33 protein-coding genes and 2 pseudogenes are annotated in these 26,983 nt (G+C 37.0%); 10 read left to right on the top strand and 25 right to left on the bottom strand.

Annotated features, from left to right (window positions below):
* The first annotated feature begins 6 nt into the window (after nt 1–6).
* A complete protein-coding gene (locus G611_RS0109050; RefSeq protein ID WP_028243349.1) occupies nt 7–459 on the top strand; it encodes an isochorismatase family protein in 453 nt (150 codons plus the stop codon).
* A 20-nt stretch (nt 460–479) separates the two neighbouring features.
* Here the strand turns inward: G611_RS0109050 and G611_RS0109045 are convergent, their stop codons facing one another.
* From G611_RS0109045 to G611_RS0109025, 5 genes are read right to left on the bottom strand one after another with little or no spacing between them, the layout of a single operon-like run.
* A complete protein-coding gene (locus tag G611_RS0109045; protein ID WP_028243348.1) occupies nt 480–1,019 on the bottom strand; it encodes a 3'-5' exonuclease in 540 nt (179 codons plus the stop codon).
* A 28-nt stretch (nt 1,020–1,047) separates the two neighbouring features.
* A complete protein-coding gene (locus tag G611_RS0109040) occupies nt 1,048–1,335 on the bottom strand; it encodes a hypothetical protein (protein WP_155942275.1) in 288 nt (95 codons plus the stop codon).
* A gap of 10 nt (nt 1,336–1,345) precedes the next feature.
* Nucleotides 1,346–1,972, bottom strand: coding sequence for an SOS response-associated peptidase (locus tag G611_RS0109035; RefSeq protein ID WP_028243346.1), 627 nt, complete (start codon nt 1,970–1,972; stop codon nt 1,346–1,348).
* 10 nt (nt 1,973–1,982) lie between these two features.
* Nucleotides 1,983–2,210 (bottom strand): hypothetical protein, encoded by a 228-nt coding sequence (locus G611_RS14500; protein ID WP_036948886.1) that lies wholly within the window; start codon nt 2,208–2,210, stop codon nt 1,983–1,985.
* Between the two features lie 40 nt (nt 2,211–2,250).
* The gene (locus G611_RS0109025; protein ID WP_028243345.1) at nt 2,251–3,666 is read right to left on the bottom strand and encodes a hypothetical protein; all 1,416 of its coding nucleotides are present in this window, start codon (nt 3,664–3,666) and stop codon (nt 2,251–2,253) included.
* A gap of 301 nt (nt 3,667–3,967) precedes the next feature.
* Between G611_RS0109025 and G611_RS0109020 the strand changes: the two genes are divergently transcribed.
* From G611_RS0109020 to G611_RS15980, 5 genes and pseudogenes are all read left to right on the top strand, one after another.
* Complete coding sequence (locus tag G611_RS0109020; protein WP_028243344.1) at nt 3,968–4,291, top strand: helix-turn-helix domain-containing protein; 324 nt, start codon at nt 3,968–3,970, stop codon at nt 4,289–4,291.
* Nucleotides 4,291–4,881: an ImmA/IrrE family metallo-endopeptidase gene (locus tag G611_RS14495; protein ID WP_051195187.1), complete on the top strand. Its 591-nt coding sequence runs from the start codon at nt 4,291–4,293 to the stop codon at nt 4,879–4,881. Before G611_RS0109020 ends, G611_RS14495 begins: the two co-directional genes overlap by 1 nt.
* A 225-nt stretch (nt 4,882–5,106) precedes the next feature.
* Complete coding sequence (locus tag G611_RS0109010) at nt 5,107–5,595, top strand: EndoU domain-containing protein (RefSeq protein WP_028243343.1); 489 nt, start codon at nt 5,107–5,109, stop codon at nt 5,593–5,595.
* Entirely contained in the window at nt 5,592–5,951 is a 360-nt protein-coding gene (locus tag G611_RS0109005; protein WP_028243342.1) for a hypothetical protein, read from the top strand. The genes G611_RS0109010 and G611_RS0109005 overlap by 4 nt, the downstream gene beginning before the upstream one ends.
* Nucleotides 5,902–6,609, top strand: a pseudogene (locus tag G611_RS15980) (DUF4417 domain-containing protein). Before G611_RS0109005 ends, G611_RS15980 begins: the two are co-directional and overlap by 50 nt.
* Nucleotides 6,610–6,713: 104 nt before the next feature.
* On the opposite strand, the gene G611_RS0108995 reads toward G611_RS15980, so the two are convergent.
* From G611_RS0108995 to G611_RS0108970, 6 genes are all read right to left on the bottom strand, one after another.
* Nucleotides 6,714–6,983 (bottom strand): Txe/YoeB family addiction module toxin, encoded by a 270-nt coding sequence (locus G611_RS0108995; RefSeq protein ID WP_028243341.1) that lies wholly within the window; start codon nt 6,981–6,983, stop codon nt 6,714–6,716.
* The gene (locus G611_RS0108990) at nt 6,976–7,242 is read right to left on the bottom strand and encodes a type II toxin-antitoxin system RelB/DinJ family antitoxin (protein WP_028243340.1); all 267 of its coding nucleotides are present in this window, start codon (nt 7,240–7,242) and stop codon (nt 6,976–6,978) included. Before G611_RS0108990 ends, G611_RS0108995 begins: the two co-directional genes overlap by 8 nt.
* Before the next feature lie 125 nt (nt 7,243–7,367).
* Nucleotides 7,368–8,327 (bottom strand): tyrosine-type recombinase/integrase, encoded by a 960-nt coding sequence (locus tag G611_RS0108985; protein ID WP_028243339.1) that lies wholly within the window; start codon nt 8,325–8,327, stop codon nt 7,368–7,370.
* Nucleotides 8,328–8,431: 104 nt separating this feature from the next.
* Entirely contained in the window at nt 8,432–8,845 is a 414-nt protein-coding gene (locus tag G611_RS0108980) for an SseB family protein (RefSeq protein ID WP_028243338.1), read from the bottom strand.
* 283 nt (nt 8,846–9,128) lie between these two features.
* Nucleotides 9,129–9,557, bottom strand: a complete 429-nt coding sequence (locus G611_RS0108975; RefSeq protein ID WP_028243337.1) for a hypothetical protein — start codon at nt 9,555–9,557, stop codon at nt 9,129–9,131.
* A gap of 268 nt (nt 9,558–9,825) precedes the next feature.
* Entirely contained in the window at nt 9,826–10,563 is a 738-nt protein-coding gene (locus G611_RS0108970) for a NifB/NifX family molybdenum-iron cluster-binding protein (RefSeq protein WP_028243336.1), read from the bottom strand.
* Between the two features lie 215 nt (nt 10,564–10,778).
* Between G611_RS0108970 and G611_RS15910 the strand changes: the two genes are divergently transcribed.
* Nucleotides 10,779–11,009: a hypothetical protein gene (locus tag G611_RS15910; protein ID WP_207636293.1), complete on the top strand. Its 231-nt coding sequence runs from the start codon at nt 10,779–10,781 to the stop codon at nt 11,007–11,009.
* Here the strand turns inward: G611_RS15910 and G611_RS0108965 are convergent.
* Together G611_RS0108965 and hcp are read right to left on the bottom strand one after the other, a co-directional pair.
* Nucleotides 10,985–11,575, bottom strand: coding sequence for a hypothetical protein (locus G611_RS0108965; protein WP_028243335.1), 591 nt, complete (start codon nt 11,573–11,575; stop codon nt 10,985–10,987). The two genes, G611_RS15910 and G611_RS0108965, sit on opposite strands and share 25 nt — an antisense overlap.
* Nucleotides 11,576–11,586: 11 nt before the next feature.
* A complete protein-coding gene (gene hcp, locus G611_RS0108960) occupies nt 11,587–13,227 on the bottom strand; it encodes a hydroxylamine reductase (protein ID WP_028243334.1) in 1,641 nt (546 codons plus the stop codon).
* Between the two features lie 133 nt (nt 13,228–13,360).
* Here hcp and G611_RS0108955 point away from each other — a divergent pair, with 133 nt between their 5' ends.
* A complete protein-coding gene (locus tag G611_RS0108955; RefSeq protein ID WP_028243333.1) occupies nt 13,361–14,050 on the top strand; it encodes a Crp/Fnr family transcriptional regulator in 690 nt (229 codons plus the stop codon).
* Nucleotides 14,051–14,073: 23 nt separating this feature from the next.
* Here the strand turns inward: G611_RS0108955 and G611_RS0108950 are convergent, their stop codons facing one another.
* The 8 genes from G611_RS0108950 to G611_RS0108915 all read right to left on the bottom strand — a co-directional run bounded on the left by G611_RS0108950 (nt 14,074) and on the right by G611_RS0108915 (nt 21,445).
* A complete protein-coding gene (locus G611_RS0108950; RefSeq protein ID WP_028243332.1) occupies nt 14,074–14,835 on the bottom strand; it encodes a formate/nitrite transporter family protein in 762 nt (253 codons plus the stop codon).
* An 18-nt stretch (nt 14,836–14,853) separates the two neighbouring features.
* On the bottom strand, nt 14,854–15,840 hold the full coding sequence (asrC, locus tag G611_RS0108945) for a sulfite reductase subunit C (protein WP_028243331.1): 987 nt from the start codon (nt 15,838–15,840) through the stop codon (nt 14,854–14,856).
* A gap of 18 nt (nt 15,841–15,858) precedes the next feature.
* Nucleotides 15,859–16,650: an anaerobic sulfite reductase subunit AsrB gene (gene asrB / locus G611_RS0108940; protein WP_028243330.1), complete on the bottom strand. Its 792-nt coding sequence runs from the start codon at nt 16,648–16,650 to the stop codon at nt 15,859–15,861.
* Nucleotide 16,651: 1 nt separating this feature from the next.
* Nucleotides 16,652–17,644, bottom strand: a complete 993-nt coding sequence (gene asrA / locus G611_RS0108935) for an anaerobic sulfite reductase subunit AsrA (RefSeq protein WP_028243329.1) — start codon at nt 17,642–17,644, stop codon at nt 16,652–16,654.
* A gap of 130 nt (nt 17,645–17,774) precedes the next feature.
* Nucleotides 17,775–18,452 carry a Crp/Fnr family transcriptional regulator gene (locus G611_RS14485; protein ID WP_036948883.1) on the bottom strand — a complete coding sequence of 226 codons (678 nt, stop codon included), beginning with the start codon at nt 18,450–18,452 and terminating at the stop codon, nt 17,775–17,777.
* Nucleotides 18,449–19,960: a uroporphyrinogen-III C-methyltransferase gene (cobA, locus tag G611_RS14480; protein WP_036948880.1), complete on the bottom strand. Its 1,512-nt coding sequence runs from the start codon at nt 19,958–19,960 to the stop codon at nt 18,449–18,451. Before cobA ends, G611_RS14485 begins: the two co-directional genes overlap by 4 nt.
* Nucleotides 19,960–20,868, bottom strand: a complete 909-nt coding sequence (gene hemC, locus G611_RS0108920; RefSeq protein WP_028243328.1) for a hydroxymethylbilane synthase — start codon at nt 20,866–20,868, stop codon at nt 19,960–19,962. Before hemC ends, cobA begins: the two co-directional genes overlap by 1 nt.
* Nucleotides 20,869–20,872: 4 nt before the next feature.
* Nucleotides 20,873–21,445 carry a biotin transporter BioY gene (locus G611_RS0108915; RefSeq protein ID WP_028243327.1) on the bottom strand — a complete coding sequence of 191 codons (573 nt, stop codon included), beginning with the start codon at nt 21,443–21,445 and terminating at the stop codon, nt 20,873–20,875.
* 138 nt (nt 21,446–21,583) lie between these two features.
* Between G611_RS0108915 and G611_RS14475 the strand changes: the two genes are divergently transcribed.
* Nucleotides 21,584–22,213 carry a precorrin-2 dehydrogenase/sirohydrochlorin ferrochelatase family protein gene (locus G611_RS14475; protein WP_081657023.1) on the top strand — a complete coding sequence of 210 codons (630 nt, stop codon included), beginning with the start codon at nt 21,584–21,586 and terminating at the stop codon, nt 22,211–22,213.
* 92 nt (nt 22,214–22,305) lie between these two features.
* Nucleotides 22,306–23,871, top strand: coding sequence for a DUF438 domain-containing protein (locus G611_RS0108900; RefSeq protein ID WP_028243326.1), 1,566 nt, complete (start codon nt 22,306–22,308; stop codon nt 23,869–23,871).
* Nucleotides 23,872–24,027: 156 nt separating this feature from the next.
* Here the strand turns inward: G611_RS0108900 and G611_RS15735 are convergent.
* The 4 genes and pseudogenes from G611_RS15735 to G611_RS14470 form a co-directional block, all read right to left on the bottom strand.
* Nucleotides 24,028–24,126: pseudogene (locus G611_RS15735) on the bottom strand (EamA family transporter); the annotation flags it as partial.
* Between the two features lie 41 nt (nt 24,127–24,167).
* Entirely contained in the window at nt 24,168–24,626 is a 459-nt protein-coding gene (locus tag G611_RS0108890; RefSeq protein WP_028243325.1) for an HD domain-containing protein, read from the bottom strand.
* A gap of 32 nt (nt 24,627–24,658) precedes the next feature.
* Nucleotides 24,659–26,044, bottom strand: coding sequence for an ATP-binding protein (locus G611_RS0108885; RefSeq protein WP_028243324.1), 1,386 nt, complete (start codon nt 26,042–26,044; stop codon nt 24,659–24,661).
* A gap of 726 nt (nt 26,045–26,770) precedes the next feature.
* On the bottom strand, nt 26,771–26,983 hold a 213-nt coding region (locus G611_RS14470; protein ID WP_242824273.1), incomplete at its 5' end, for a transposase.

The following is a 26,983-nucleotide window of genomic DNA, read 5'->3' as shown; positions in this document are numbered from 1 at the left end:
TACTATATGGAAATACTTCTTGTAATTGATATACAACAAAAATATATGAATAGCTACGAACCAAACTTACTTGAGAGAGTTAACGTGCGTATTCATGAGGCTGTTGCTTCAGATATACCGGTAGCCTATGTGCGAAATGTAGGCAAGCTTGAGAATGAGGATAAGTATATACTGGCAGAAGGTCTTGACGTAGTATCTGAATTTGTATTTGCTAAAAGATGGCCAAGTGCTTTTTCTTCGGAACAGTTTGTTCAGTTCATAGAACGACTTAAAGTAGATACTATCAATATGGTTGGTGTGGATGGAAGATGTTGCGTGGCACGCACTGCGCTTGAAGCAGTTAAGAGAGGGTATAAAGTCAGAATATATCTTGATTCTGTAGCAGCCAAGAATGACAATTTTTATCTTAAAGAACTTCCTGAAATGAGAGATGCTGGAGTTGAGATTATAGCGGACTAGTAGTTCACTGTAAGACGAGCCTATTTTTTCTTAAAGGAACAGGTTCTAATTGCTCCTTTTATATCACCACCATCTTGAAAGTATCTTAAAAGTATTTCGGCGCAAGCGTGACTATCGCTATCTGCCTGATGGTGGTCTAGGGCTATTCCATAATAGTAGCATAAATCATTAAGTTTATGGCTGATGTTAGGAAGTAGTTGTCTTCCCATTAGGACAGTACAGACATACCTAGCATATGGCTTCCATTCAATACAGTAATCATTTAGGCATTTCTTTAAAACATTCATATCAAAAGATGCATTGTGAGCCACAAGCATTCCACTGCTCATAATAGGCTCGATTTGTTTCCATAGTTCTGGAAAGGTTGGAGCATTAGTAACTTTTTCTTCATTAATTCCTGTAAGCTTAACATTAAAATAGTCAAAATGAGTCTCTGGATTTACTAATGAGTAGAACTCGTCGATGATTTTGTCATCCTCGATAACGCTGATTCCGATAGCACTCATACGATTGTTATATCTATTTGGGGTTTCCACATCAAAAACAATAAATCTAGACATCGATAAAACCTTTCTGTACCTTAAACTATTAATCTATTCCAAGTAGCCAAATATGGCCTTCTGGTTGAAAGTAGAGCCTCACAATACTGAGTTTATCTTGTACATTGACTTGGCATTCAAAAACAATGGTTGTGCTTATGACTAAGATGTCATCTACACTTTTATATGGGGTTTTATGTCTTATTCGTTTGTAACCTTTTATAGTGTAGGCTTCAGGTTTTCCATCTTCATTTATTAGCTGAAATCGCAGGGGTATGATTTCACCATCGTACTTGAATTGAGCTATAACATCTACTTCTTGTATTACTTTTCCCATAAATATGTTTTTATCTTTCTGCTTTTTCTGTAACCATATCAAGTAAGGCATATGGTATCAATTCTTCGGGATTTTTGGAAGGATTAATCCAGTCTTCAATTTTATCTTTCGGTATCATCATAGGCATCCGATCATGAATTTTACTAAGCTCTATGGTGGGTTCTTTTGTAAGAATCACAAATACAGGATAGCCTTCTTCGATACGATATAGGCCACAGAGCCAGGTTATAGTGCAACCAGCTGGCTGAATGGCATATTTATCTCCTGTTTTTACTTTTCCATCAGGACTTTTAAAGTGCTCCCATTCATAGTAATAAGCAGCTGGGATAATGCATCTATGAGATTGAAATGCATCCTTGAATGTAGGCTTTTCACCAGCAGTTTCAAGTCTGGCATTGAACAATGATCTCTTATTATCCCGAGCAGTGAATCCCCATTGCATTGGAAATACACATTTTTCTCCTTTAGAATTAGGAGCTATTACTGGAACAATATCAGTAGGGCGGACTTCGCCATCAGTGATTAGTGGTCTTGCGTGAGTGTCCAAAAACTTAGTGGTGAGACGTGAGCTTTTTGCAATATCTATGATTTCTTTCAATTCAGGTTGAGTTATATCAAGTGCATATCTGGTACACATAGTGAATCTCCTATGGATATTCTTCTGCAGGTACGTGTTCTAAGTCAGAGTAATTTGCTTCAAAAGTGAGCTCTGTATTTGCGATTTCTTCATTAAATCCTTTCAGTGCATCGAAAGGGCTAAATATTTTGGCACGTCTGGATAAATCCATAGCCGGATGTTTAATTGAAAAATCATCAAAAGGCGTGTGCTTTGGTTTACCTCTTTCGTACACTTTTCTGTATCTATCTGTAATCATATCATTTCCTCAGTTACATTAATAGAAATAGGTGGCGATGCTATCGTTTGTGTCCACCGATCTGTTCATTTCTTTCTCTGGTTGTGGCTCCTTCCAGTAGATTAATACCTTTTAATATGGCGTTAGCTCCATACCTGGTTCTTACTTGTAAAAGGGCAGAATGAATGAGCTGCTCTTTGTTAAGCGCTTCATAGTCAGTGAATAAATCCATTTGAAAATAGCCACCATCGTTTTGAACATTACAAGCACATATGCCAAGTCGGCGGAATAGTATTCTATGGTCAGTTTTCTTTATCACATCATTCATGATTGCTTCAATTACAAGCTTAGAAGTGTTTGTCGCATTACGAAGGTTTACTGTGCCATTTGAATGAGCTGGGTGGAGTCTTCCATACCAATCTATAGCAAGTGGACCATCGTAGTGAGGGCAGTATTCAAGACTTTTATAGTCGTAGCTTACCCACCAGGTGAATTTTGAAGATACCAGATTCTTCTTGTACATGTCGCAACATAGGATATCAATCATTTCTTTTAAGACAATACATGCCTCTTCGTACTTATATGGTCTAGGCAGTACTTGTCCATTGGAAAGAGAGTGGTTATCGGATTTATAGTTTTTAATATCATGCATTGTAACAGGTTCGATTCCCCAGGCATGATCTATTAATATCTCAGCATCAATGCCAAAGGTTTTATAAAACCATTCTTCATCTATTTGAGAGCGTTCGGCAACATCTCCCATGGTGTACATCATATTTTTTTCCAAGCGACGAGCCTTACCATTTCCTATTTGCCAAAAGTCTGTGAGTGGCTTATGTGGCCATAGTAAAGTCTTATATGAATCTTCTGTTAGAGCAGCAATACGTACACCGTCTTTATCTGCAGGAGCTTTTTTAGCTACGATATCCATGGCTACTTTTGCAAGATATAGATTAGTTCCAATGCCAACTGTGGCTGTAATGCCAGTTTGCTTGAGTACATCTCTAATCATTGTCATAGCCATGATGTGAGCCGGGCTTTGGCCAGATTTTATAGATGCGGGTTCATATAGATGCAAGTATGGTGTGCAATCAATGAAACTCTCATCGATGCTGTAAACATGGATGTCCTCAGGGGCTACATATTTCAGGAAAATACCGTAGATTTTTGCTGATACTTTTTCATATTCAAGCATACGAGGAACTGCTGTTATATAGAGTATCTTGGTATGGTGAGCTCGTTCGTATTTTTCTATGGCTTGTTTTGCTTCAAATAGTCTAGGTCTACTTGGAACCCCTATAGCTTTAAGGGCAGGAGAGACTGCTAAGCAGATGGTTTGGTCGGTTCTACTTCCATCAGCGACTAGAAGATTAGCTTTAAGAGGATCAAGACCTCTGGCAACGCATTCTACAGATGCATAGAATGACTTCATATCTATAGCTATGTAGCATTTGGGGATTAGTAAATTCCTAGACATATCCAGTTGTCTTACCTCCTTTATAAATTGCGAACATATTTTCCGAAAATATGTTTGCTTTTGTAAGTAGATAATACACCCTAACACGATTTTTTGTAAACCCGAACAAATTATAAAATTTAAGTCAGTGATATAAACTTATTATTATTATTGGAATTATTATTGGACTGTGAAGCATAAATGTCTGAGCATTCCAGAAGAATATAATTAATTTCAGAAAATAAACTTGACGAAGTGATAATTTGGATGTATTATAATTATCGAAATGTGATATCATTATTTCAAAATAGGAGGGAATGAAATGGCAAGAGGTATAACCGAAAGGCTTAGCGAGCTTTTAAGTAGTAGAGGAATGAGCCAAAAGGATTTATCAACTAAAACAGGCATAACAGAATCTGCGATATCTCATTATGTTAAAGGTGACCGAATTCCGAGGGGAGCTAATTTATCTAAAATTGCAGATGCACTTGGAACGACAACGGATTATCTGTTAGATGGAAAGAGTGCAAATAAAGAAGACGATCTTGCAACGGCAAGGCTTCTTATAGCACGTAATGCAAATGATATGACGCAAGAGGAGCGTATGGAGTTAATGAAAATTTTGATACAGGGGGATAGTGATTGATGGCAACGAGATTATCGGACGAAGAATATGAGGAAATAAAAGAACAAATAGTTTCACTGTTTTCTGAATATGACATTAAATGTGTGCCTATAAGCTCGTTCGAAATTGCTACAAAACTGGGGATAGCAATTTGGCCATACTCTGCACTTGGGAAAGAGCGACGTAGAGCTGCTAGACGAATTAGTGAAGATGGTTTTTCTGTAGAAACAGAAAAACATGAGTGGGTAATATTCTATAATGATTCTAAATGTTATGGAAGAATCAACAACACTATAATGCATGAAATAGCACATTTTTGGCTTGGACATATTGAAGAGACTGTAAAGGAAGAGGCAGAAGCAAAATTTTTTGCAAAGTATGCGTTGGCTCCCCCACCATTGATTCATAATATGAGTGGAGAAATAAATGCAGAGACTATACATGATACATTTGATATCAGTTATGAGGCAGCATTAAATGCTTATAAATACTATCTTAAATGGAAGCGTAAAAAATGTAATGATAATGTCATAGATTATGCTATTTATGAGAAAAGAATGCTGAAGTGTTTTGATATTGAAGTGGGAGGTGGTCAAGTTGAATGTTCATAAATTGAAAAAACGCTTATATAATTGCTGGTAACAATTTAATAAGCGTTTCCTCATAAAGATGCGTTAAAAGCACCTTAAACTGTAAAAGCATTTTAACACATCTAAAACATGAGGACAATAGTAACTAATAATCATGTTTGACTGGTAAACAGTAGAAAGGTAAGGTTAAAATGCATATAAGAATTGTATTAGTTTCTTGCCTGTCATTGACAGGAGGGAACTATTATGGGAACAACTAAGACAGGAAGAACATTAAATACTAAAGGAGCAGCAGGTGTAGCAAGTCAATATTCTGTAGTTCATTCTAATGAGGGTGGATATACGAAACCGCTTAAAGGCAATCAAATACGACTAAAAAGTGGCGGGCATGGTCAAGCAGGACTGAATGAACTGAATAGATATGGAATAAAGTACAATATTGTAAAGACATATTCTAACGGTGTTCGTGTGGGAAATATTTCAAGTCACAAGAATCCTAAAAAGCAAACCGGTACGGGACAAGCATGGTTTCCTAAAAACTGGACTAGTAAAGATATTAAGCATGCTGGTGAACATGTAGCAAATCTTAAATCGAATCGTCATAGTAAAGACGGAGTAGCTGTTTTCGGGATGTGGAAGGGTGTAAGAGTTGGTGTAATTCGAACTCATGGACAAATAGGAACTATCTTTCCAGATTCAAAGCAACCTACAAGTATAGGGAGGAAAAGGAAATGAATATAGAGAAATTTAGAGAAGTAATTGCCCGTAGAAGATATGTTGAAGAAATAAGTCAAGGTGAATGGGCTGATGGTATTGAAGAATGCCAGAAAAAAGAAATTGAACTTCTTACAGAAGATATTCCAACAACAATTGATTTTCTTAGAAATGAATGTACGGCAGATGAGTATTCATGGATAAGCGAAGTTATTGATGATGTCGTAAATCTTGTTCCAAGCAAAGAATTTGTTCAGTGCTATAAGGATCTCATGATAAAGTTTCCAGAAGAATGCACTAAGTATAATATTGCTGGAAGTATTGAAAATGCAGAGGCAATACTTAGATGGGAGGCTGAACATGGGGAAGAAAGTTGATAATTTAGTGGATGAAGGATTCAGAGTTGCACTTGTTGAAACAGCTTTTTTTGATGGTAAATTTGAAATTCCCCACATTGATGCTCCAAAGGAGATAATTATTCCTAATGGGCTAGTGCCATTTTCACTAAGAAATCGTAGCGAAAACAATATGGATTTTGTATGCTGCTATGAACATGACGTCAATTTCAGAGAATTGATTACGAACACTGAGTCTTTGGTAGATGATTTAAAAAGATTTCCAGGAATTATATCTCCAGATTGCTCTCTGTATTTGGACGCTCCTTTATGTGTACAAATTGCAGATATTTACTTGAATAGGGCAGTTGGACATTATTTACAAAAAATGTGATTATATGTTATCCCTAACATTCGTTGGGGTGACGAAAGAACATATACAGATGAATTTTTGGGAGAAAAAGTTGCTTTTCAAGGAGTAGATAAAAAAAGTATTGTTTCAATAGGTACTTATGGGCAGATCAAAAGTGCAGAGTCTAAAAGGTATTTTCGAGAAGGTTTGATAGCAATGCTTGAAGAGTTGGAACCTAAGGTGGTACTTGTATATGGTGCTATGCCTGATAAAATATTTGGTGACTTACAATCTAAGACTCAATTTATACAATACCCTGATTGGACAACAAGAATGAAAAGCAAATAATCTTTAGATAAAAATCCCCTTTAGGGCGACTAAATACTAAAGGGGAAAAACATTTGATGATACGAATACATTCTTTTATGAGTCTACTAAGAATTCTAGATTATCTATTTATCTCCATAATGTCCACGGCAGTGGGAGATGTATATACGGCCGTCTTCGAGGTGATAAACGAGACGGTCTTTTTCATTGATTCTTCGGCTAAATTCGCCTTGTAAATCGCCTTTAAGAGCTTCAGGCTCACCTATGCCATGCATAGCACCATTTCTTTCGATGTCTTTTACAAGTTGATTGATACGTTTCAGAGTTTTTTTATCCTGTGTCTGCCAGTACAAGTAATCCTCCCATGCATCATCAGACCAGATTTTTTCACTCATCTTCAACCTCAATCAATTCGTGAACCGTGCCTTTGCCTTCTCGTAATTCGTTGACAGACTTCAAAATATAAGCTTGATTCTCAGGACTATAGAATGGATCATCTTGTTTAATTTCAAATGGAATTCTATGTTCTCTGAGAACCGCTTTTACAAACATATTTATAGCAGCTGATGAAGTTAATCCTACAGATGTGCAGAATGCATCAAAATTGGTCTTATCAACATCACTTACGCGTGCTGTGATAGTAGAAAGTGCCATATGTATTACCTCCTTTTTCTTAATTATATAACGAGAGTAGTACTATGGCAAGTAGAACATATCTATTGTGCGACGATAGTCATCTGTCGGATAAATATCTACTCGTTGGATAATTGCAATATCTATTATTTAAAGAATAATCTTGCAGCTTCAGCAGCCGCATCGATTCTAGCTTCTTTATCAGAAATATAATGTTTAGAAGTATCAATATTGCTATGATGGAGAGCATCTTTGATTGCATAGATGTCCTTTGTTTCTGCATAGACTTTGGTAGCAAAAGTAGCTCTCATCTTGTGAGGAGAGTACTTATCAGATAGGCCGGCAGCCTTACAGTATTTCTTAAGCATTTTTTGTACCGCATTTACGGATATTCTTTTACCCTGGGTCGAAATGAACAGTGCGTTCTCATCAGCAGAAGAGAGCAGTAGAGGGCGAGAAAACTCGATGTAATCAGCCACGGCATTGTATACAGGAGTGATTACACGTACCTTATCATAATCTCCACCTTTTCTGATAATACTGAAATATACTTTGTGCTCTTCGGTAGTATCAATATCTGAAAGATTAAGTCCCACAAGCTCTGAGACACGCATGCCAGTGCCAAGCAACACCATGATAATGGCCATATCTCTATCAACCATGCGTTTATTGTATGCCTTAGCGTGCTCTGAAATTTTATCCTGATTTTGTATACAATTTAATAAAGCTGAAACCTCTGAATCGCTGAGCTTTACTACGTCACGTTCATGAAGTTTTGGACCTTCCACGAGAAGTGTAGGATTGTTTTTGATTGCACCAATAGCCAGGTAATATTTATACATGGTCTTAAGCACAGAAAGCTTTCTGCGGCGTGCAGTTTCACTAAGCTTGATTCCATCCTCAGATTCAGCAATGTATTTTTCAATCTGGGTCATTCTGATTTTATCCAAATCAGTAACCTGGATATCCTTGATACTTTCTTTTTTTAGAACTACAGCCATAAATCTTAGGAATACATTGATTTCGTACATATACCCGAGGATTGTGTTTGTAGAACGATTTCTTGAATCCAAATGGGTATGAAAATCCTCTAAGAACTCTGGCATATTGTTTAGGAGCTCATTTATTTTTGTGTTATTTCTAATGTCTTGTTCGTTGCGATATTCGTTACTCATGACTTTATGGTCTTATTTGTTAAAATATTATCAAACTATAAAAATTGATTTATATCAAGAATTTTTTGGTAGGGTGTTCCAGGGCAAACTACGATACCGTCAAGGTTATCCGATTTGCAAAATTTAAGGGCTGTATCAAAGCATGTCATGCATAATCGAATGTTTTTGCCAAAAATTCTTGTTGTAACATCATATGAATCAAAAAGCGGAAAAAATGTTTTCCCATCAGGACTTTTAATAGTTTCATAATGCATTGTTTTAGTTGAGGCTGTAGGACTTGTATCAAAGCCTTCTGGTAAATCTTTCATAGCAAAATAATAACCACCTGCATCGATAATATCAGCCTCAGCTTGGCCACCATGTAAGAACATATCAGGTTCACTTAGTGGGCCTTCTTGATCATAGCCAAAAGGTGTAATAAAAATTGCTTTTCTAATGTCGATTTCCATAATTATAATTATTCTCCCAATTTTGCGATAAATGTAAGTTTAGCAAGTATGATCCGTTTACTGTTAACGAAAAAGTCTCATCTAAGTCTCATCTCTCATCTCATCTCATCTATATTATATATTAAACCATATCAATACGCAAAACGATTATTTAATGGAAAGATAGGCGCATGTGAATAACACCGCCCTAAGACGGTGTATTGTCATTCGACACATAAAATATAAAAAACTTCTGAATGCTTATTCGAAATAATCACTTGCATTAATAGTTAATTATTACTACCTACCGTACTAAATAGTATCCAACAACAGGTCCCATAAATATTGCCAAATATATTAGTGTAATCCATGGCTGATAATCAATATAAAACTCTCTAAATGTAAGTCTCCATGGGTGTTTAATCAGTACCCAGCCAACTAAATCAAAAATTATGCAGATACCAGCCCAGATTGCACCAGTAATTAATGCTGCTGACAGTGTAGGAGCTGAAATGCTATTAATATAAATGAATCCGAATAGTGAAAACAAGATAATATTGTAGAGCGGATGCCAAGGTTTAGTTTTCTCGTATCCTTCACCCATTCCTGGGCTCTCCTTCATGGACTTCATATGCAAAACCTTTATATTAAAAATAGTGTGTGCAATTCCAATCCATGTAACTAAAATATAGCAAACCCAAAAGCAAATCATTGATATCCCGAAACGTTCCATAATCATTACATCCCCTTCATTAAGATACAATAATTGTATCTAACCTAAACGGGAAATACTATTGATTTATGTCATTTTCTAAATGATAAATGTCATGTATTGGCCCACAGTGTATCTAGATTTAATAAATATACGAATATAACTTAAATTATACGCATAGATAAATATTTAAGTCCGAGGCCTCACCCCGTTCCTTTGCCGACACTCTCATAAATAAAAGGAGCTGGAATATATAATGTCTCCAACTCCTTTACTACTTTATATGTATTTAATTGTGGCAACTTCCATGACCGTGTCCATGGCAGCTATGTCCGTCACCATGTTCTTCATCATGATGTGAACAGTTTGCTTCACCTGAAGCTGCAAGTGTACCGGCTAAGAATGCATTTACGACTTCATCAGTGTTCCCGCTTGCACCTGCGTATAACTGAATGCCTGCCTCTTGAAGAGCCATTACAGCGCCACCGCCGATACCACCACAGATAAGAACATCTACTTCAGCAAGATTAAGAACACCTGCAAGAGCGCCACAGCCCTCACCATTAGTACTTACAACCTCAGAGTTAACAACCTTGCCATCTTCGATATCGTATACTTTGAACTGCTCTGTTCTTCCAAAGTGTCCAAACACATTTCCATTATCATAAGTTACTGCTACTCTCATTGTATTTACTCCTTTTGATTTCAAGTTATTATCAAAAAAAGCTTGGTTTCTATCCATCTCTACATTACCACCGGATATACGAAGTCGCTTTCCCTCTACAAGTGCAATTGCTATTTTTCTTCTGGCACTCTCATACATAGCCGTAACAGTTGTTCTTGCAACACCCATGCTGTTTGCACAATCCTCTTGATTCATACCTTCAGCATCTAAAAGTTTCAAAGTCTCATACTCATCTAGAGTAAGGGTGATTGTCTCCAACTGAGGATTCTCCGAATTCTCTGGAACAAAGCTATAGTAATCTGGAAATACACGTATTTTTCTACATTTTGGTAATCTAGGCACAATAGAACCCTCCTACTTTTTTGACATATGTCAGCTATAATTTATCATCATTACTGACATATGTCAAATTAATTATGTACTTTAATGTTATCGCAAGAAATCCTGCAAACTGCATGTCAAAACATTATAAATATTGATAATTCTTATTCTGTGATAATAATAAAATCCACGAAACAAAAAATGCTGCCATTTCAGCAACGGCAACTGCACACCATATGCCATTTATTCCTAAAATTAGTGGTAGGATTAAAAATGCTAGTAACTCAAACACCATACTTCTTAGTACGGAGATTATTGCTGCAAATTTAATAGGTGTAAGTGAAAATCTAAGCAATCTGTCATTAGGCTTTATGAAATACGCAAGTGGTATAAGACCTCCAATTGATGCACTCAAACCAGTAGCAATTGCAGCATCAGCTTTCTATTTGCTAATTACAATATTATGAATAAAATCACCTGAGATATTTACTGCCTTTTGCGATAATAATCCTGTGACAAATGCTTTGAGTAAAAGGTAATACAACTCCCCATCGAGACCGACTTCCTCAAAATAACTTGAATGAAGATCCATAGTTCTAAGAATTTCGATACTTCCATCTGAATTATAATTTACCATAGTTGCTCTGTCACAAGGCATTCCATCTAATAAAATCTCCTGCAATTGGCTACAAACTTCTTCTGGGCTGTTAACACCCTCAATTATCATTGACTCTCCAGTTGATCTAACAACGGCTTCAATTTTCTCAAGTCGTTCAGAATTATTTTTTGAAATTGCCGAAATGATATCAGCAAATCTCTTTTCTGCTCCATCTACCATCCCAAATAAGGACGCATGAATGTTACTCAAATCTACCGCCTCTTCTATAGGTGGAAATTCCTTTATAACAAAGGCATTCACGTCAACATTCCAGCCCTCTGCCTCAGTTAATTCAGCAATGGCATTGATAACCTGTTGCATAATAATAATTCTATTGTACATCAGCGAATGAATTGGTCCTAAAAATGCACTCATCTTCTCCCCTCCTATCCAATTAAAGTCTTGATATCATCTTCTACTGTTGTAATTCCAGCAATACCAAAGTTTTCAACTAATACATTAGCAACATTAGGTGAGAGGAATGCTGGAAGTGTTGGTCCAATGTGAATATTCTTAACTCCAAGGTAAAGAAGTGCAAGAAGCACAATTACAGCCTTCTGCTCATACCATGAGATGTTGTAAACGATTGGAAGGTCGTTCACATCATCAAGCTCAAATACTTCCTTAAGCTTAAGCGCGATAAGTGCTAGTGAATAAGAGTCATTACACTGACCAGCGTCTAACACTCTTGGAATTCCTCCGATATCCCCTAAATCCAGCTTGTTGTACTTATACTTGGCACAGCCTGCTGTAAGAATTACTGTATCCTTTGGGAGAGCCTGAGCAAACTCTGAATAATAGCTTCTGCTCTTTGCACGTCCATCACAGCCTGCCATAACAACAAACTTCTTAATTGCACCAGACTTAACAGCATCTACTACTGTATCAGCAAGGGCGAATACTTGCTCGTGAGCGAAACCACCTGTGATTGTTCCTGTCTCGATTTCTGTTGGAGCCTGACATTTCTTAGCCATCTCAATGATTTCAGAGAAATCTTTGGTCTCACCATATTTTCCATCTATGTGTTTGCAACCTGGATAACCACATGCTCCTGTTGTGAACAATCTATCCTTGTAAGAATCTGCTGGGGGAACGATACAGTTTGTAGTCATAAGAATTGGGCCATTGAAGCTTGCAAACTCCTCCTTCTGCTTCCACCATGCATTTCCATAGTTGCCTGCAAAGTTATCATACTTCTTAAAGAATGGATAATAGTGAGCTGGAAGCATCTCTGAATGAGTATATACATCAACGCCAGTTCCCTTTGTCTGCTCTAAGAGCATTTCCAAGTCCTTAAGATCATGACCAGAAATAAGGATACCGGGATTATTTCTTACACCTATATTTACTTGAGTAATTTCTGGATTTCCATAAGCAGATGTGTTGGCCTCGTCAAGAAGCGCCATTCCATCCACACCAAATTTTCCAGTTTCTAATGTAAGAGCTACCAAATCATCTACAGAAAGACTATCATCTAATGTTGCCGCAAGTGCCTTCTGTAAAAATGCATCAACTTCTACATTATCCTTAAGCAGTGCGTTGGCATGCTTAGAGTAAGCAGCAAGTCCCTTAAGACCGTAAGTGATAAGCTCTCTAAGTGAACGGATATCTTCATTTTCAGTAGAAAGAACACCTACTGTCTTTGCCTTTGAATCAAATTCAACTTCTGCCCCTGCCCAAAGAGCTGCCTCTGGGAGGTTAGCTTTTGAACCTTCACTAAGCTGACCTAACAATTGTTCCTTAACGAAAATAGTCTCTCTGATTTTTTCGAAAATCGCATCATAATCAAAGTTTGCATTTGTAATAGTAGAAAACAGATTAACAGACACAAGATGGTTTATACTTTCTGGAACTTCCCTGCCTTCTTTACGAAGCGCTGTTGTTACAGCAGAAAGTCCCTTTGTAACGTATACTAATAAATCCTGAAGATTTGCAACCTCTGGCTTCTTTCCACATACACCAGACATTGTGCAACCACTGCATCCAGCAGTCTCCTGACACTGATAACAAAACATCTTATTTTCCATTTGTTTGACTCCTTTTAAACCTGTTGTTTGTTCATAGCTAGAACTATAACCCTAAACCGCAGGCAAAATAGTTGCAAATGCAACTCTTCTCATCGTATTATTTAGATAGTATATGGATAGGCAGGTGAAGGCTATGAATAATGAAATTAGTTTTAACGACGTTGCTCTTTTTGAAAATATTAAAGAGGCAGATTTAGACAAACTGTTAGTTTGCATCCGTTCTTTCAAAAAGGAGTTCAAGAAGGGTCAGACCATCTATATGGAAACAGATAATATCCCCTACGTAGGAATTGTTTTATATGGAAGTGTTCATATGTTAAAAAATGACATTTGGGGAAATAATACTCTATTTACATTCTTCGGCCCTGGGGAATTGTTTGGAGAAAGCTTTGCGGTTCAGAAAGATGTTTCTTCCTCGGTGATATTTAAAGCTGCTGAGAATACCAAGGTCTTATTCCTTGCTGCATCCAACATAATTCATTCATGCCCTAATGCCTGTGGATTTCATGCTCAGATTGCAACAAACCTCTTTCACCTACTTGGAACCAAGAATCAAAAGTTCCTTAATAAAATAGAGGTTCTCTCAAAAGGAAGCATTCGAGAAAAGCTTTTAGCCTATATTTCTCAACTAGCCCAGGAACAGAACACAAAATATGTTAATTCCCCTCTTTCAAGAGTAGCTCTTGCAGAGTACTTATCAGTGAATCGTAGCGCAATGATACGAGAGCTCTCAAAAATGAGAGATGATGGAATTATAGACTTTGACAAAGATACTTTTATCGTAAAGGAACTTAATAAATCTAAAGTTCCGAGTCTGCCTTAATACAAGACAGACTCTTCTTTTATTTATTCCTTTGCTGACACTGCATATGGCACTGCTATAAACAGAATTCCGCCAATCATATTGCCAAGAGTAACCCATAACAGATTATGCATATAGCCACCCATTGTTACAGCAACTCCACAAGGATTTAATAATGCTTCTGTAAGAAGCGTCATATTTGCAATGCTGTGTTCAAAGCCAGTAGTAATAAATGCGAATAGACACCAGAAAATCATAATCAGCTTTCCTGCATCTGACTTAGCTCTGAAACCACACCAGGTAGCAAGACAAACCAGCATATTACAAAGAATTCCTCTTGCTACAAGTTGAGGTGCTGTGGCAGACATTTTACCAAGTGCACCATTTGCCATAAACTCTCCTACTGGTCCATTTGCAAGACCAGTAAAATTATAAATAACAGCTAAAAGAATAGAACCAACCCAGTTGCCAAGATAGCATACAATCCAAAGCTTGATTCCATCTGCAACTGTAATCTTCTTCTTTTTTAGCATTCCTGCAGTCATAACAAGGTTATTTCCAGTAAATAACTCGGCTCCTGCGATAACTACCAAAGAAAGTGCTATGCCAAAGGAAACACCCATTGCCATCTTAGTTACAGGAGCTCCAGCAAGCTGTCCTCCAATTGTAAAAATCAAAAGAATTCCAAACCCAATGTAAGCACCTGCAAGCATGGAGAGTAAAAAGTATCCAATTGGATTCTTCTTTAAAAACGTCACCTTACCAGCCGCACCATTGGCAGCGGCCTCAAATTCATCTTTAAACATATTTTTTCTCCTCTTTAATTAGTGTTGGTTATCAAAGTGAATTCCATCCCAGTAAACAGTGTTATTCATTATTGTTTCTGGCATAAGTTCCACATCCTTTAGTGCATATTCTTTGAACTTTTCAAAGCCCACTCTATCGATAATGTAGCCAATATGCTCTTTTCTAGCTGGTGCATTTGGAGAAATATATTCTTCAACAAATGCGTATGTATTCTTGATGATTTTTACGATGTTGTCTTCATCAGCCCAGATGAGCCAATCCTTGCCTAAACGAGGATTCTTTTTGCCAGTACGTCCCATAATTGTAAGCTTATAGTACTTCTTTTCTGAACGAGTCCAAGCTCTTGTAGGACACTTTGTAACGCAGACACCACAGCCGATACACTTTTCTGTATCGCGGACAATTTTATAATTCTCCATACGAAGTGCACCAACAGAAAGTGACTGGCAGCCCTTTACGCAAGCATTACAACTAACACAGCGCATTGGATCATACTGTGGCATTGTCTGACCGATAATACCAAAGTCGTGCATTCTAACCTTTGCACAATCGTTAGAACATCCTGTACAAGCTACCTTGAAGTGCAAATCATTAGGGAAGATTTCCTTATCAATTCTTCTAGCTAAATTTGATGTATTGTAGTTTGCAAAAGGACATACATTATTGCCTATGCATGCTGATACATTTCTTGTACCTGAAGCACTATAGCCCTTATCTTTATCCTCACCGTTCTGGTTGATTCCCACCTTCTCGATAATAGGCTGAAGCTTTTTGTTAACTTCCTCCATATCCTCAAGATGGATTCCTTCAATTTCGAATCCCTGACGTGTAGTCAAATGAACATAACCATTTCCATATGTCTGGGCGATTTCCTGAACCATGCCAAGGACTTCTGCATCACAGTATCCGCCTGGAACTCTGATTCTAGAAGCACCGATGCCACGTTCTTTGGTTATTCGCCAAGCATTTTTCTTAGCTTTTTTTGTATTAATATCTAATGACATACCTTATACTCCTTTCTCTTAATCAAAAAGTTCCTTGGCCTCAGTATAGTTAAATACTGGACCATCAAGGCAAACATATTTATCATCCATCTTGCAATGTCCACACTTACCTAGTCCGCAGCACATTTTACGCTCATAACTTGTCCAAATCTGTTCATCAGCAACACCGAGTTTTTGGATTTCCATGATAGTAAACTTAATCATGATTGGTGGTCCAACACAGATAAACACTGCATTTTTAATATCTTGAAATTTAAGATCAGGAATATATTTTGTAACCATACCAGTTGGTCCATCATATTCTTCTGGAGCATTATCAACGGTCTTGATAACATTGATAGTCTTTGACCATTCCTCAAAATCTTTCTTGAAAAGAACATCATCAGGAGATTTGAAACCAGCAATAACAGTAGTGCTTACAACATCAGTAGGATTCTTTGCAAAATGCTGGATAACTCCTCGCATAGGCGATACACCAGTTCCACCACCAATGATTACTATTTCCTTGCCCTTATAATTATTGATGTCAAAACCATTACCATATGGTCCACGGATGAAAAGCTTATCTCCAACATAATTCTCAAATACTTCGTCGGTAACCTTTCCTACACGGCGGATTGTAAAGTCTACAAGACCATCTCCAATTCCGGAAACAGAAATAGGTGCCTCGCCGTATTTTGGAATAGAAATCTCAAAGAACTGTCCTGGCTTGACCTCGCCGTCAAACGCCATCCTGAAGGTATACTCTAAATCTGTATGCTTAATTACTTCTTTTATCTCGGAAAGCTGTGGTATATATTCATTCTTCATTTTATTCACACTCCTTTCCAAGACGATTAACTAAATTAGAATATGAAATGTACTCTGGGCATACGTCGTCACAACGTCCACAGCCTACGCACATATGATATCCAAATCGTTTCTCAAAATCGTGAATCTTGTGCATGACCTTGAATCGCATTCTATCTGCATTATCACTTCTAAAGCCATGTCCACCGGCGATTTCTGTATATCCATCTACCTGGCAGCTAGCCCAAACTCTTCTACGCTCTCCGTTTTTCTCATTATCCTTATAGAAAATATCTTGCATTGTAAAGCATGTGCAGGTTGGGCACACGAAGTTGCAACGACCACAGTTAATGCAACGGTTGCCGTATTCCTTGAACAACTCAGACTTCATGGTCTCTGGAGTGATGTTCTTAGGAAGTGTAACCTTTGTTGGATTCTCAGAAACAAAATCTGGAGAAACTGCTTCTTCGTTGCCTGACTTAAATGCCTCTGCTAGTTTCTCATCCTTGGCTTCTACATAGGCATTATCACCATCAAGCTTAAGATACAGATCGTATTCGTCAGTAGTATTTGTTCCCATGCTTACACAGAATCCTGAAGTGCAAGACTCCTTGCACCCCATAAGAACAAACTTAGTCATCTCTCGGGTTCTCTTGTAATAAAAATCTTCAAAACCATTCTTTAAATAAATCTGATCCAGTCTTTTTACTGCATTTAAATCACATGCACGTAAGAATACCAATCGCTCCTTTGCAGATCCCTTTGGAACTGTTGTTTCGTCCTCAGTAAAATAAAAAATAGTCTCATTGATTGGCAAAAGCGCCTCTTTAAATGAATAATCGGATTTTTTCTCAAACTCGATTTCATCTAAACTTGAAACCTTGTCGTATCGCACCACATCTACGTCAGAAAAGGTACCATCCCCTTTTTTAACTACAGGTGCAAATACATCGTAATCCACTGCCAGTTTTGAAAAAATGGATGCCATTTCTTCTTTGGAAAACTTGTATCCCATATTTTTCTCCTTTTACAATAATTGCTGATTGAAAGTGCGTTAATTTTTTGACAATCCATGATGTAAAAAAGCCCTTCTTGATATTTATTATCAAGTAGGGCTGTTACATTGTCTGTGATATATATCACACTTATTGTGAAATTTCTTTTAAACTTTTCATATCAATTACAGTAAGAAAGCCGTTCTCATGAATAACAATCTCATCTTTTTTCCATGATGAAATAATCCTAGAGACCGTCTCTCGCTTAGCACCAAGCATATTTGCAAGAAATGTTACCGTTAACTCAAAGCTAATCTGCACACCTTCTGGAGTGAAATTGCCATAGTCACGAGCAAGCTTCCATATTTTAGCTGCCAAACGTTTCTCAATAGGGTATGTTCCGTTGGCATTTCCAACCTGGTGATAAAGTCTTCTTGTTTTTCTAGCCAAGGAATCAAAAATTTCTCGAGACAACTCTGTATTATCTGCCATAAGCTTATAGAGCTCGCTTCGATGCACACATAGTAATTGGGTATCTGCAAGGGCCTTCGTACAGATGCTGGTCTTCTTGTCTTGCAGAACAACCTCATTTAAAACCTCACCGTTGGTACAAATAAAAATTATCTTGATTTCACCATATCTACTGTTGCGGTATAGCGCCACAAATCCATCAAGGATAATATACATGCACTTGACTTCTTCCCTCTCTGCAAATAAGATTTCGCCTTTTCTCAAAGTTATAACCTTACCCACATCAAGAAGTTCTTTTCTGCTCTTCTCACTAAGAAGATTTAATAATCCTCTCTCTACTCTTTTCTCTGAATTCATAGTAAAAGCTCCATTATTCCATCGTAGGATGAAATCTCTGCCTCTTTATAAACTTCATATCCCAAATTAATAATTGTCTTGCTGCAAGCTGGACCAATTGAAATGATTTTCTTTGGCACATTATTTCCAAATTGTTCAATAGCAAAAGTTGCATTACTACCGCTTGTAAATATAGCCATTTCACAAGTTGAGATTTTTTCTTTCATATCTTCAGAGTTATCGTACTCAAGCTGCTTATTTTCATAGCATACAATCTTATTCAGCTTTATTTTGCTGTCTATGTTCTTCTCAAATAGTTCAGAAGTATTCTTCTGGCAGAACCAATAAGTCTCTGAGGAAGAATCAAGTATACCATTTAAAGCCAATGCCAAATCCTCACCAGTTTGCTTTTCAGAAATAATATCTGAATTAAATCCAAATTCCTTAAGTGTCGATGCGGTCTTTTGTCCAATGCAGGCGAATTTCACGTTTGATATCGCTCTCGAATCAAGATTGTTTACTTCAAATAGATTCCAGAAGAATGCCTTAACTCCATTGGCGCTAGTAAATACTATAAAAGCATTCTCCTTAAGTTCAGTCAGAAATTTCAAATCGCATTCTATTGGCTTAATAGCGCCAGAACAAGCGGTGATAACCTCAGCTCCAAATTCAATTAATTTTGATTCTAGTTCGTTTTCGAAAAAACTCTTTCTCGGATTACCAAGGGTGTAGTCGAACCCCCTAATAACAGGCAAGAATATTTTTTTGCCAAATAAAGGTCGTTGCTCAAAAAAATTAAGTTCTTTTTCTAATTTGGCAACTTCTCCTACCACAATAATCGCAGGGGAATCGATGCGTGCAACAGCAACTGCTTCATCTATGTCATTTAATGTTGCTACTACCTTCTTTTGATGATTAGTAGTTCCATTAGATATAACAGCTACTTTGGTTTCGGCGTCTCTGCCGGCAGCGATTAATCCCCTTGCAATTTCACCTACATGAGAAAGTCCCATCAAAAATATATAAGTCACTGTCTCATCAGTAAGCTTCAAGTAATCAATATCGGCTAGCGCATCTTTCTTACTATGGGCGGTGATAACCTGAAAGCCTTTTGAAACACCTCTATGAGTAACAGGAATACCTGCGGCGGCAAGAGCAGCTATGGAAGAACTTACGCCTGGAACGACGTCCACTTGAACGCCTTTATCAATCAAGTAAAGGGCTTCTTCACCACCTCGTCCAAAGACATAAGGATCTCCACCCTTAAGACGAACAACCAATTTGTACTTGCAGGCTTTTTCATACAAAAGCTCGTTGATTTTGTCCTGTGGGACAGTATGTAAATGGTTTGCCTTACCAACAAATATCTTTTCACAGTTTGCTGGTGCAATTGAAAGTAACCTCGGGTTTAGTAACCTGTCATATATGATGCAATCAGCTTTCTCAAGATATTCCTGCCCCCTGATTGTCATAAGTCCCATGTCTCCAGGACCTGCGCCAACAAGAACAACCTTTCCTAAAGAATTCATTATAAATCCTCCAACTGTCTTCTAATATCGATGACAGCTTTCTCTATCAAATCTATTTCGGCTTTTGCACCCGAAACTTCGGAAAAAGCAAGCTTTTCACCTGTCTCATTTCCAAAAACCGTTTTTAACACGAAGTTCCCATTTTCCTTGTATGCGTAGGCACCTATAGGAAGATGGCAGTCACCTCCAATCCTATCAAGAAAGCCTCTCTCCAAAAATGTAACTTTCTCTGCATCTTCGTCGCTCAAAGCATTTACCATTTCTAACAATTCATGGTTATTTGCATTAAGTTCGATACCCAATGTCCCTTGGGCAGGAGCTGGAATCATTTCATCTGGAGTAAAATAATAGCAAGTATCGGTGTTTATATTTAACCTATGAAGACCGGCAGCTGCCAAAACTATTCCATCCAATTGAGTTCCATCTTCAAGTCCCTCATGAAGCTTTCTGATTCTAGTATCAATATTTCCCCTAATAGGAAAGATGTGTAAGTCTGGCCTAAGTTTTAACAATTGATAGGAACGTCTCTTGCTGCCAGTAGCAATATTTGAGCCTATTGGTAAATCTGATAATTTATGACAACATTTTAGAATAAGAACATCTCTAGGATCTTCTCTTAACCAAGACTTTGCGAATACCAATCCCTCAGATGGTTTAGCGGGCATATCCTTCATCGAATGTACCGCAAGCTGTATTTCATTGTTCAAAAGAGCCTTTTCAATTTCATCTACAAATAAACCTTTAGAACCAATTTGATCCAAAGGCTTAGTTAAATCCATATCGCCTGTTGTCTTAATAACAACAATTTCATATTGATGCTCAGGGAATGCTTTTTTCAATGTATCGCAAACATAATTAGTCTGCACTAAGGCAAGCTTTGATCCCCTGGTACCAATTTTAATCAGCATTTGATTACCCCCTTGCCAAACCGATTCGACCAAAAACAGGTCGCAGTTGTACAGCAAATCCAGCCGCAAGAACACAAAGAATAAAATCTGGAATTATGGTGATTAAGCAGTATTGAACAACCACTACAGTGAACGATACTGTTTCACCTACATACAAATTCTTCATAAAATAAAAATATATTGCGCCAACTCCATAATAGACAAATAATCCAACAGTTGCAGGGATAATGTATTGCCAGCGTTTTGAATTATTCATTCTCTCCGTCATATAGCCAATCACATAGGCTGCAAATACAAATCCCAACAAGAAACCAAATGTTGGTCGCAATATATATCCAATTCCTCCACCTGATGCAAATACAGGAAGTCCGCAGAGACCTAATAGTAAATACACTACTACACTGAGCCCTCCAAGTCTCGATCCAAGCAAAAAGCCCGCCATCATAACGAAAAACCACTGTAATGTGAAATGCATGGTATAAAGTGGTAATGGTATGTCAATCTTTAGAAACGCTCCAATTATAATAAGAGCTGCAAATAATCCTGTAATTGTCAGCTCTCTGGTATTCAATTTCATATTACAATCCTCCTGCGGTGTGACTTAAATCACACTTAAAATAACACATAATTCTTTCACCCGCAACCTCCATTGTCATTGAACAACAAATCAAAATTAGCTAAAATGATTTCATAAATCTCGCGAGGAGGGGAAAATATGGCGTATTTTCCAATGTTTGTAAATCTAACGGACAGTAAATGCTTAGTTGTAGGTGGTGGCAATGTTGCATATAGAAAAATTAAAGTATTATTAGATTTTGAGGCATACGTATATGTAGTGGCCAAAGACATAAATGATGAAATCAGAGCCCTTGCAAAGAGCGTGGACCGTATATTTTTAGAGGAAAGAGAGTTTTCACCAACTGATTTAAAAGATAAGACGCTTGTAGTAGCAGCTACTTCAGATAATACTCTAAATTCACAGATATCCTCCTTGTGCAAGACAGAGAAAATACCTGTAAACGTTGTGGATTGTAGCCAACTCTGCAGCTTTATTTTCCCATCCTATTTAAAGGAACAAAATCTTGTTGGAGCTTTCTCAAGTTCAGGAAATAGCCCAGTCCTTACACAGATGCTAAGAGATCACGAGAAGAAGCTTTTAACACCAAAACTTGGAGAAATAAACGAGCAACTTGGAAAGCTTCGCCCACAACTAATAGAAAAATTTCCTATAGAAGCTGGTAGGAAACAAGTAATCAAGCACCTGATAGATTTTGCACTAACAGCTGATGAATTTCCCACAGATAAGGAATTTCAAATGGAAATTGACCATGATAGTGCTAAATAGTTGCAAATGCAACTTCTCCATAAGTCTTATTCAATTATTATATGGATTAGAACCACTCGAGAAAGATATGTTTATCGTAAAGGAAGGAAAACATGGAGAAGAGAATTGATTTAAAAAAAAGTGTATATGAGCTATGTACAGAATATCCAGAACTTGTACAGATTATGGATAATCTAGGTTTTAAAGATATTACAAATAAGACAAAGCTAAATACTATTGGACGTGTAATGACCATCCCAAAGGGTGCCATTGTTAAAGGCATTGATATGATTGATGTTGTGCTGGCCCTTAAAAATAATGGTTTTGTTTTAGAAGGAAAAATGCCAGTTTTCGTCCAGAAATCCCTTAATAAGAAACTAGCGGATAGACAAGCTGATACGGGAGACACCCTTGATGATAGAACAGCTTTACTCAAATCATACATTGAAAGACTTAGCAATGGTGAAGATTTAGAATCTGTTAAGAAAGATTTCGTAAAGAATTTTTCTGAGGTTGAAGCTGGAGAAATTGCAAAAGCTGAACAGGCTCTCATAAGCAGCGGAACTCCTGTGACAGAGGTTCAAAAGCTTTGTGATGTCCATTCTGCTCTTTTCCATGGTGCCACTAAGGCTGAAAAAATTGCTAATGCTGAAAAAGCTGTAGCTGAAACTTTAAAAAACGAAAGCTATGGTATGGGTATCGGGTCAAAGGTAAAGGCAGCTCCATTAAAGAGACAAGATGGTGCTGATGAACAGTATAATGTCCTCAAAAAAATTGAAAACCACCCTTTAAATGTATTTTCACTTGAAAATGAGGCTATTTCAGATGCTCTTAAAGAATTAAGAAGTGCTATGGAAAGTCGCGAAAATCTTATCGAAACATTGGATAAAGCCAGAGAATTAGCTATTCATTATGCAGAAAAGGGTGACTTGCTCTATCCTCTTCTTAAGCTTAAGTATCATTTTGTTGGACCTTCAGATGTAATGTGGTCAGTAGATGATGAAATTCGTGATGAAATGAAAGTTCTCTCTAATAGTGCAAAAGATTTCCCTTCACTTTTAGAGGATACTGATTGGAATAATCGACTTGATGCAGTTGTGACAAGAGCAGAAGAAATGATTTATAAGGAAGAAAACATACTCTTCCCACTTTGCGCTAAGAATTTTTCTGAAGAAGAATGGTCTGATATTGCTAGAGATTTCAACGACTATAAGCCTTGCCTTATTGGAAAACGCCCTCTGTGGGGGAAAGCTACTCCAAAGAAAAATGTTAGAGACTTACCTCAGACTGGGGATATGATTAACCTCCCATCAGGTCAGCTTACTCCATACCAATTGGATGCGATGCTTAACACTATTCCTATTGAGCTTACATTTGTTGATGAAAATGATGTTAATAAATATTTTAATGACGGTGATGATATGAAACTTTTCAAGCGTCCCCTCACAGCTCTTGATAGAGAAGTTTATACCTGTCATCCTCCTAAATTTGATCCAATGGTTCGCTCTATCATTGCTGATTTCAAAGCCGGCACCAGAGATTGCATCGAGATTTGGAGCAGCCGCGACGACCAGGCCGTACTAATACGATACATGGCCGTCCGCGATAAGGACCATAATTATGTTGGCACCCTTGAATGTGTCCAACCTATGGGCTTTGCAGAAAAGCACTTTAGCTAATTTTCTCAATTTGCGCAAGTGCTTCGTTAATAATAGCACTTGCGTCAACTTCATAAATATCTAATCCCACAGCTTTAATAAGCTCTACATCCTCTACTCCATAGAAGTTTTCTGCAAGGGTCTTTATGTAGCCGAAGCCATATTCTTCCGGAACATAGATGCATCACCAAGCTGTAAAGCCTTGTAGTAGCATAGCCATGATGAACCAGTAGCCAAGCCCGATAATATTAGGAAAATCCAGTTCTTTTTGCTTATAGCAAATACAAACCACATGTTAGACCTCCCCAATATCGTTTCTACAAATCCAATTCTTTACAAAGGTTTTCATATCGCTTATGCTCTTTTTCTTTTATAGGTTTAGAGGAATCTTTAAAGCAATGGTCGATTACATCAGCATCCTTAAGTAGCTCATCCATTGGTGAATCTATTACTAATTTGTCATCATGATGATATATTGCAGAGCAAATGGTATCTGTTTCTTCTACAGAAGTTATAGCTAATTCATCAAGAATCTTTCTAGCTAAATCTGCACCTAAATGAGCGTGATCATCATATGAGCCACTCTTATATGCATGCATATCGTGAAGCATTGCTGCCATTGCTGCAAGTTCTTCATTTAGCCCACGCTTCTTTGCTAGAATTGTGGCTGCAAGAGATACACCGTAAAGATGTGCTGTAGCACTGGTGCGCTTCTCTTCTTCCAATAGACTTAGTTCTTTATCTACGTATTCACGAAGTGTTTTTAATCTGCTCATTTGCTATCCTCCCCTAGATTAGAAAAATATGTTTAAAGTTGTCTTAAATAAATATTGTTGTGTCTTTTTGCATATTCAATTAACTCATCGGAAAAGCCACTCTTAGAATATAATACATAGTGTTCATTTCGATTATCTTTATTCCAGTTAACGACTTTAGTTTTTTCCTGAAGGCTAGTCAGGACATCCATTCCTTTTTTATTCTTTGAATATTTGCATTCTCCAAAAACAATATCATTTCCAGTGGAATCATATGCAACAATATCAATTTCTACATTTTTTGAGCCCCACCATCTGCCAACACGATTAAAAGCTATGCCTTCCGACAATAGATCCCAAACATCATTGCGACAAATATCTTCATACACATATGAAACATGATTATCGATAAAATTTTTCTTGATCTTATCTTCTACATATTCAGAATGACCAGACTCTAGCATGCCACGATTTGGATATACAAATTTAAACCAAAAAGATATGAAATTATCCTTAATTTGGTATAATCCCATCTTACTCTTTTCAGGATTTTCTTCTGTAATAGGCACTTCTCTTTCAACAATATCTAAATCTATTAGTGTCTTTAGATAATTAGTCAAATTAGATTGAGATACGCCAAGTGCTGATGCTATCTTGCTAAGCTTATGATTACCTGCAGCAATGGTCTTCAAGATAGAGAAATAACTACCAATCTCAGACACCTCCTTTTGTAGCAGAAACTCAGGCTCTGCATACAAAAATGAGCCAGTTGATAATATATTCTCTTTTATGGATCTATAAATATCTTTTTTCTTATCAAAAAGTTCAATGTACTTTGGAACACCACCTGTTACAGCATACTGTAAAAGCTGTTTATCAAAAGATAAGCTTTCATCAAACTCGTGATAATATGAAAAATTAATTTGCTTTAATTTTATTTGTGCAGTTCTACGTCCATATAATGGCGAATCATAATTAAGGACCTGGGAAGTCATCATATTTATAAGTGAACCACATAAAATCAGCATAATATTTGACTTTGATAGTATTTCATCCCATACTTTTTGCATTACGGATGGAAATGCTTTGTTGGCTTTGCCTAGATTTTGGAACTCATCCATAACAAGAACAATACGGCCTTTTTTTGATTCATCAGCTATTATATTAAATATTGGAGCCCAAGAATCAAAGGTTGCATTTGCCAATAATGTGTTATCAAAGGTTTCCGCAACTAGATTTTTAAAAGCATTTCTGTTTTCAGACTCGTTTTCTTCTGTTGCTAAGAAATATATGGCATCCTTATTTTTACAAAAATGATTTATAAGCGTAGTTTTACCTACTCTTCGTCTTCCATATATAACAACAAAGGAAGCTGCGTCTCTAGCATATTCATTTTCCAATGTTGCAATCTCATCTATCCTATCTATAAATGCTGCCATGGCGCCTCCTGCAATAGTTATATTTGAGATTATTATAATTCAGATTATTATAATTGTAAATATATATATAGAGATTAATGATCAGCATCATGACTGGTTTCATTGATTTCTAAGCTTTACATCGTTCAAAAATCTCTTCCTTTGATGGAACTTCTAGACCCTCTGTTGGCGCTTTGTGAAGTAGTTGACATAAAATGTAGTTGGAACACGCTTAAGTCTAGCAGATAAATATTAATTTTACCGAATGATTGTTCGAATGGTTTGGCCAAGTGGATTCATCAAAGCAACAATAAACAAGGCAACAATAAACAATAAACAATAATAAATGCCTTAACAAGTTCTGGCTCAATTAGTGTTGAACGATAGTCACATTTGTGCCCCTGTATTTGAATATCTTGAAAACTATCACGTGATAATCATCTCTAGCCATATGTGCCTCCCTTTTTTCATTTATAACCACCTTGATTTAAGATAAAAGCATACTATAATGAAACTAAGAAGAGGTTGTCCTCTGCTATGTTGGCGGGGGGGGACCTCATTCTTTATGTCTATATCTATATACTCTATATTCTCCTTTTGCACCGGTGCAAAAATTGCATAATAAAAGCACTTACCTAAGTAAGTGCTCAGACTGTAGACAAAGAGGATGCTGCAAAACACCGTTTTGCAGCATCCTTTTCTTTTTTCTAAGATTAATTTTTGGTTTTTAGTTCAAAAGACCTATTTCTAGGCCATTTTCAATTCCCATTCTTGCTGTATTTTTGCAAGCTTCTTTAAATTCATACATGCAAAAGTAAGCGCAACCTTCATTCTCATGCGCGCCTTGCCATACATCTGTGTATATCTGAAACCATGATTCTCTTTAGCTGTTCCAAATATTCTTTCTATGGTTTCTTTTCTATGGGAATATAATTCTTTCATTCCCTCAGTGTGTCTTAT

This window comes from Pseudobutyrivibrio ruminis AD2017, assembly GCF_000424305.1.
In the GTDB taxonomy this organism is placed as follows: domain Bacteria; phylum Bacillota; class Clostridia; order Lachnospirales; family Lachnospiraceae; genus Pseudobutyrivibrio; species Pseudobutyrivibrio ruminis_B.
The sequence above is the reverse complement of the archived record's forward strand: the minus strand, read 5'-3'. Positions and strand labels throughout refer to the sequence as shown.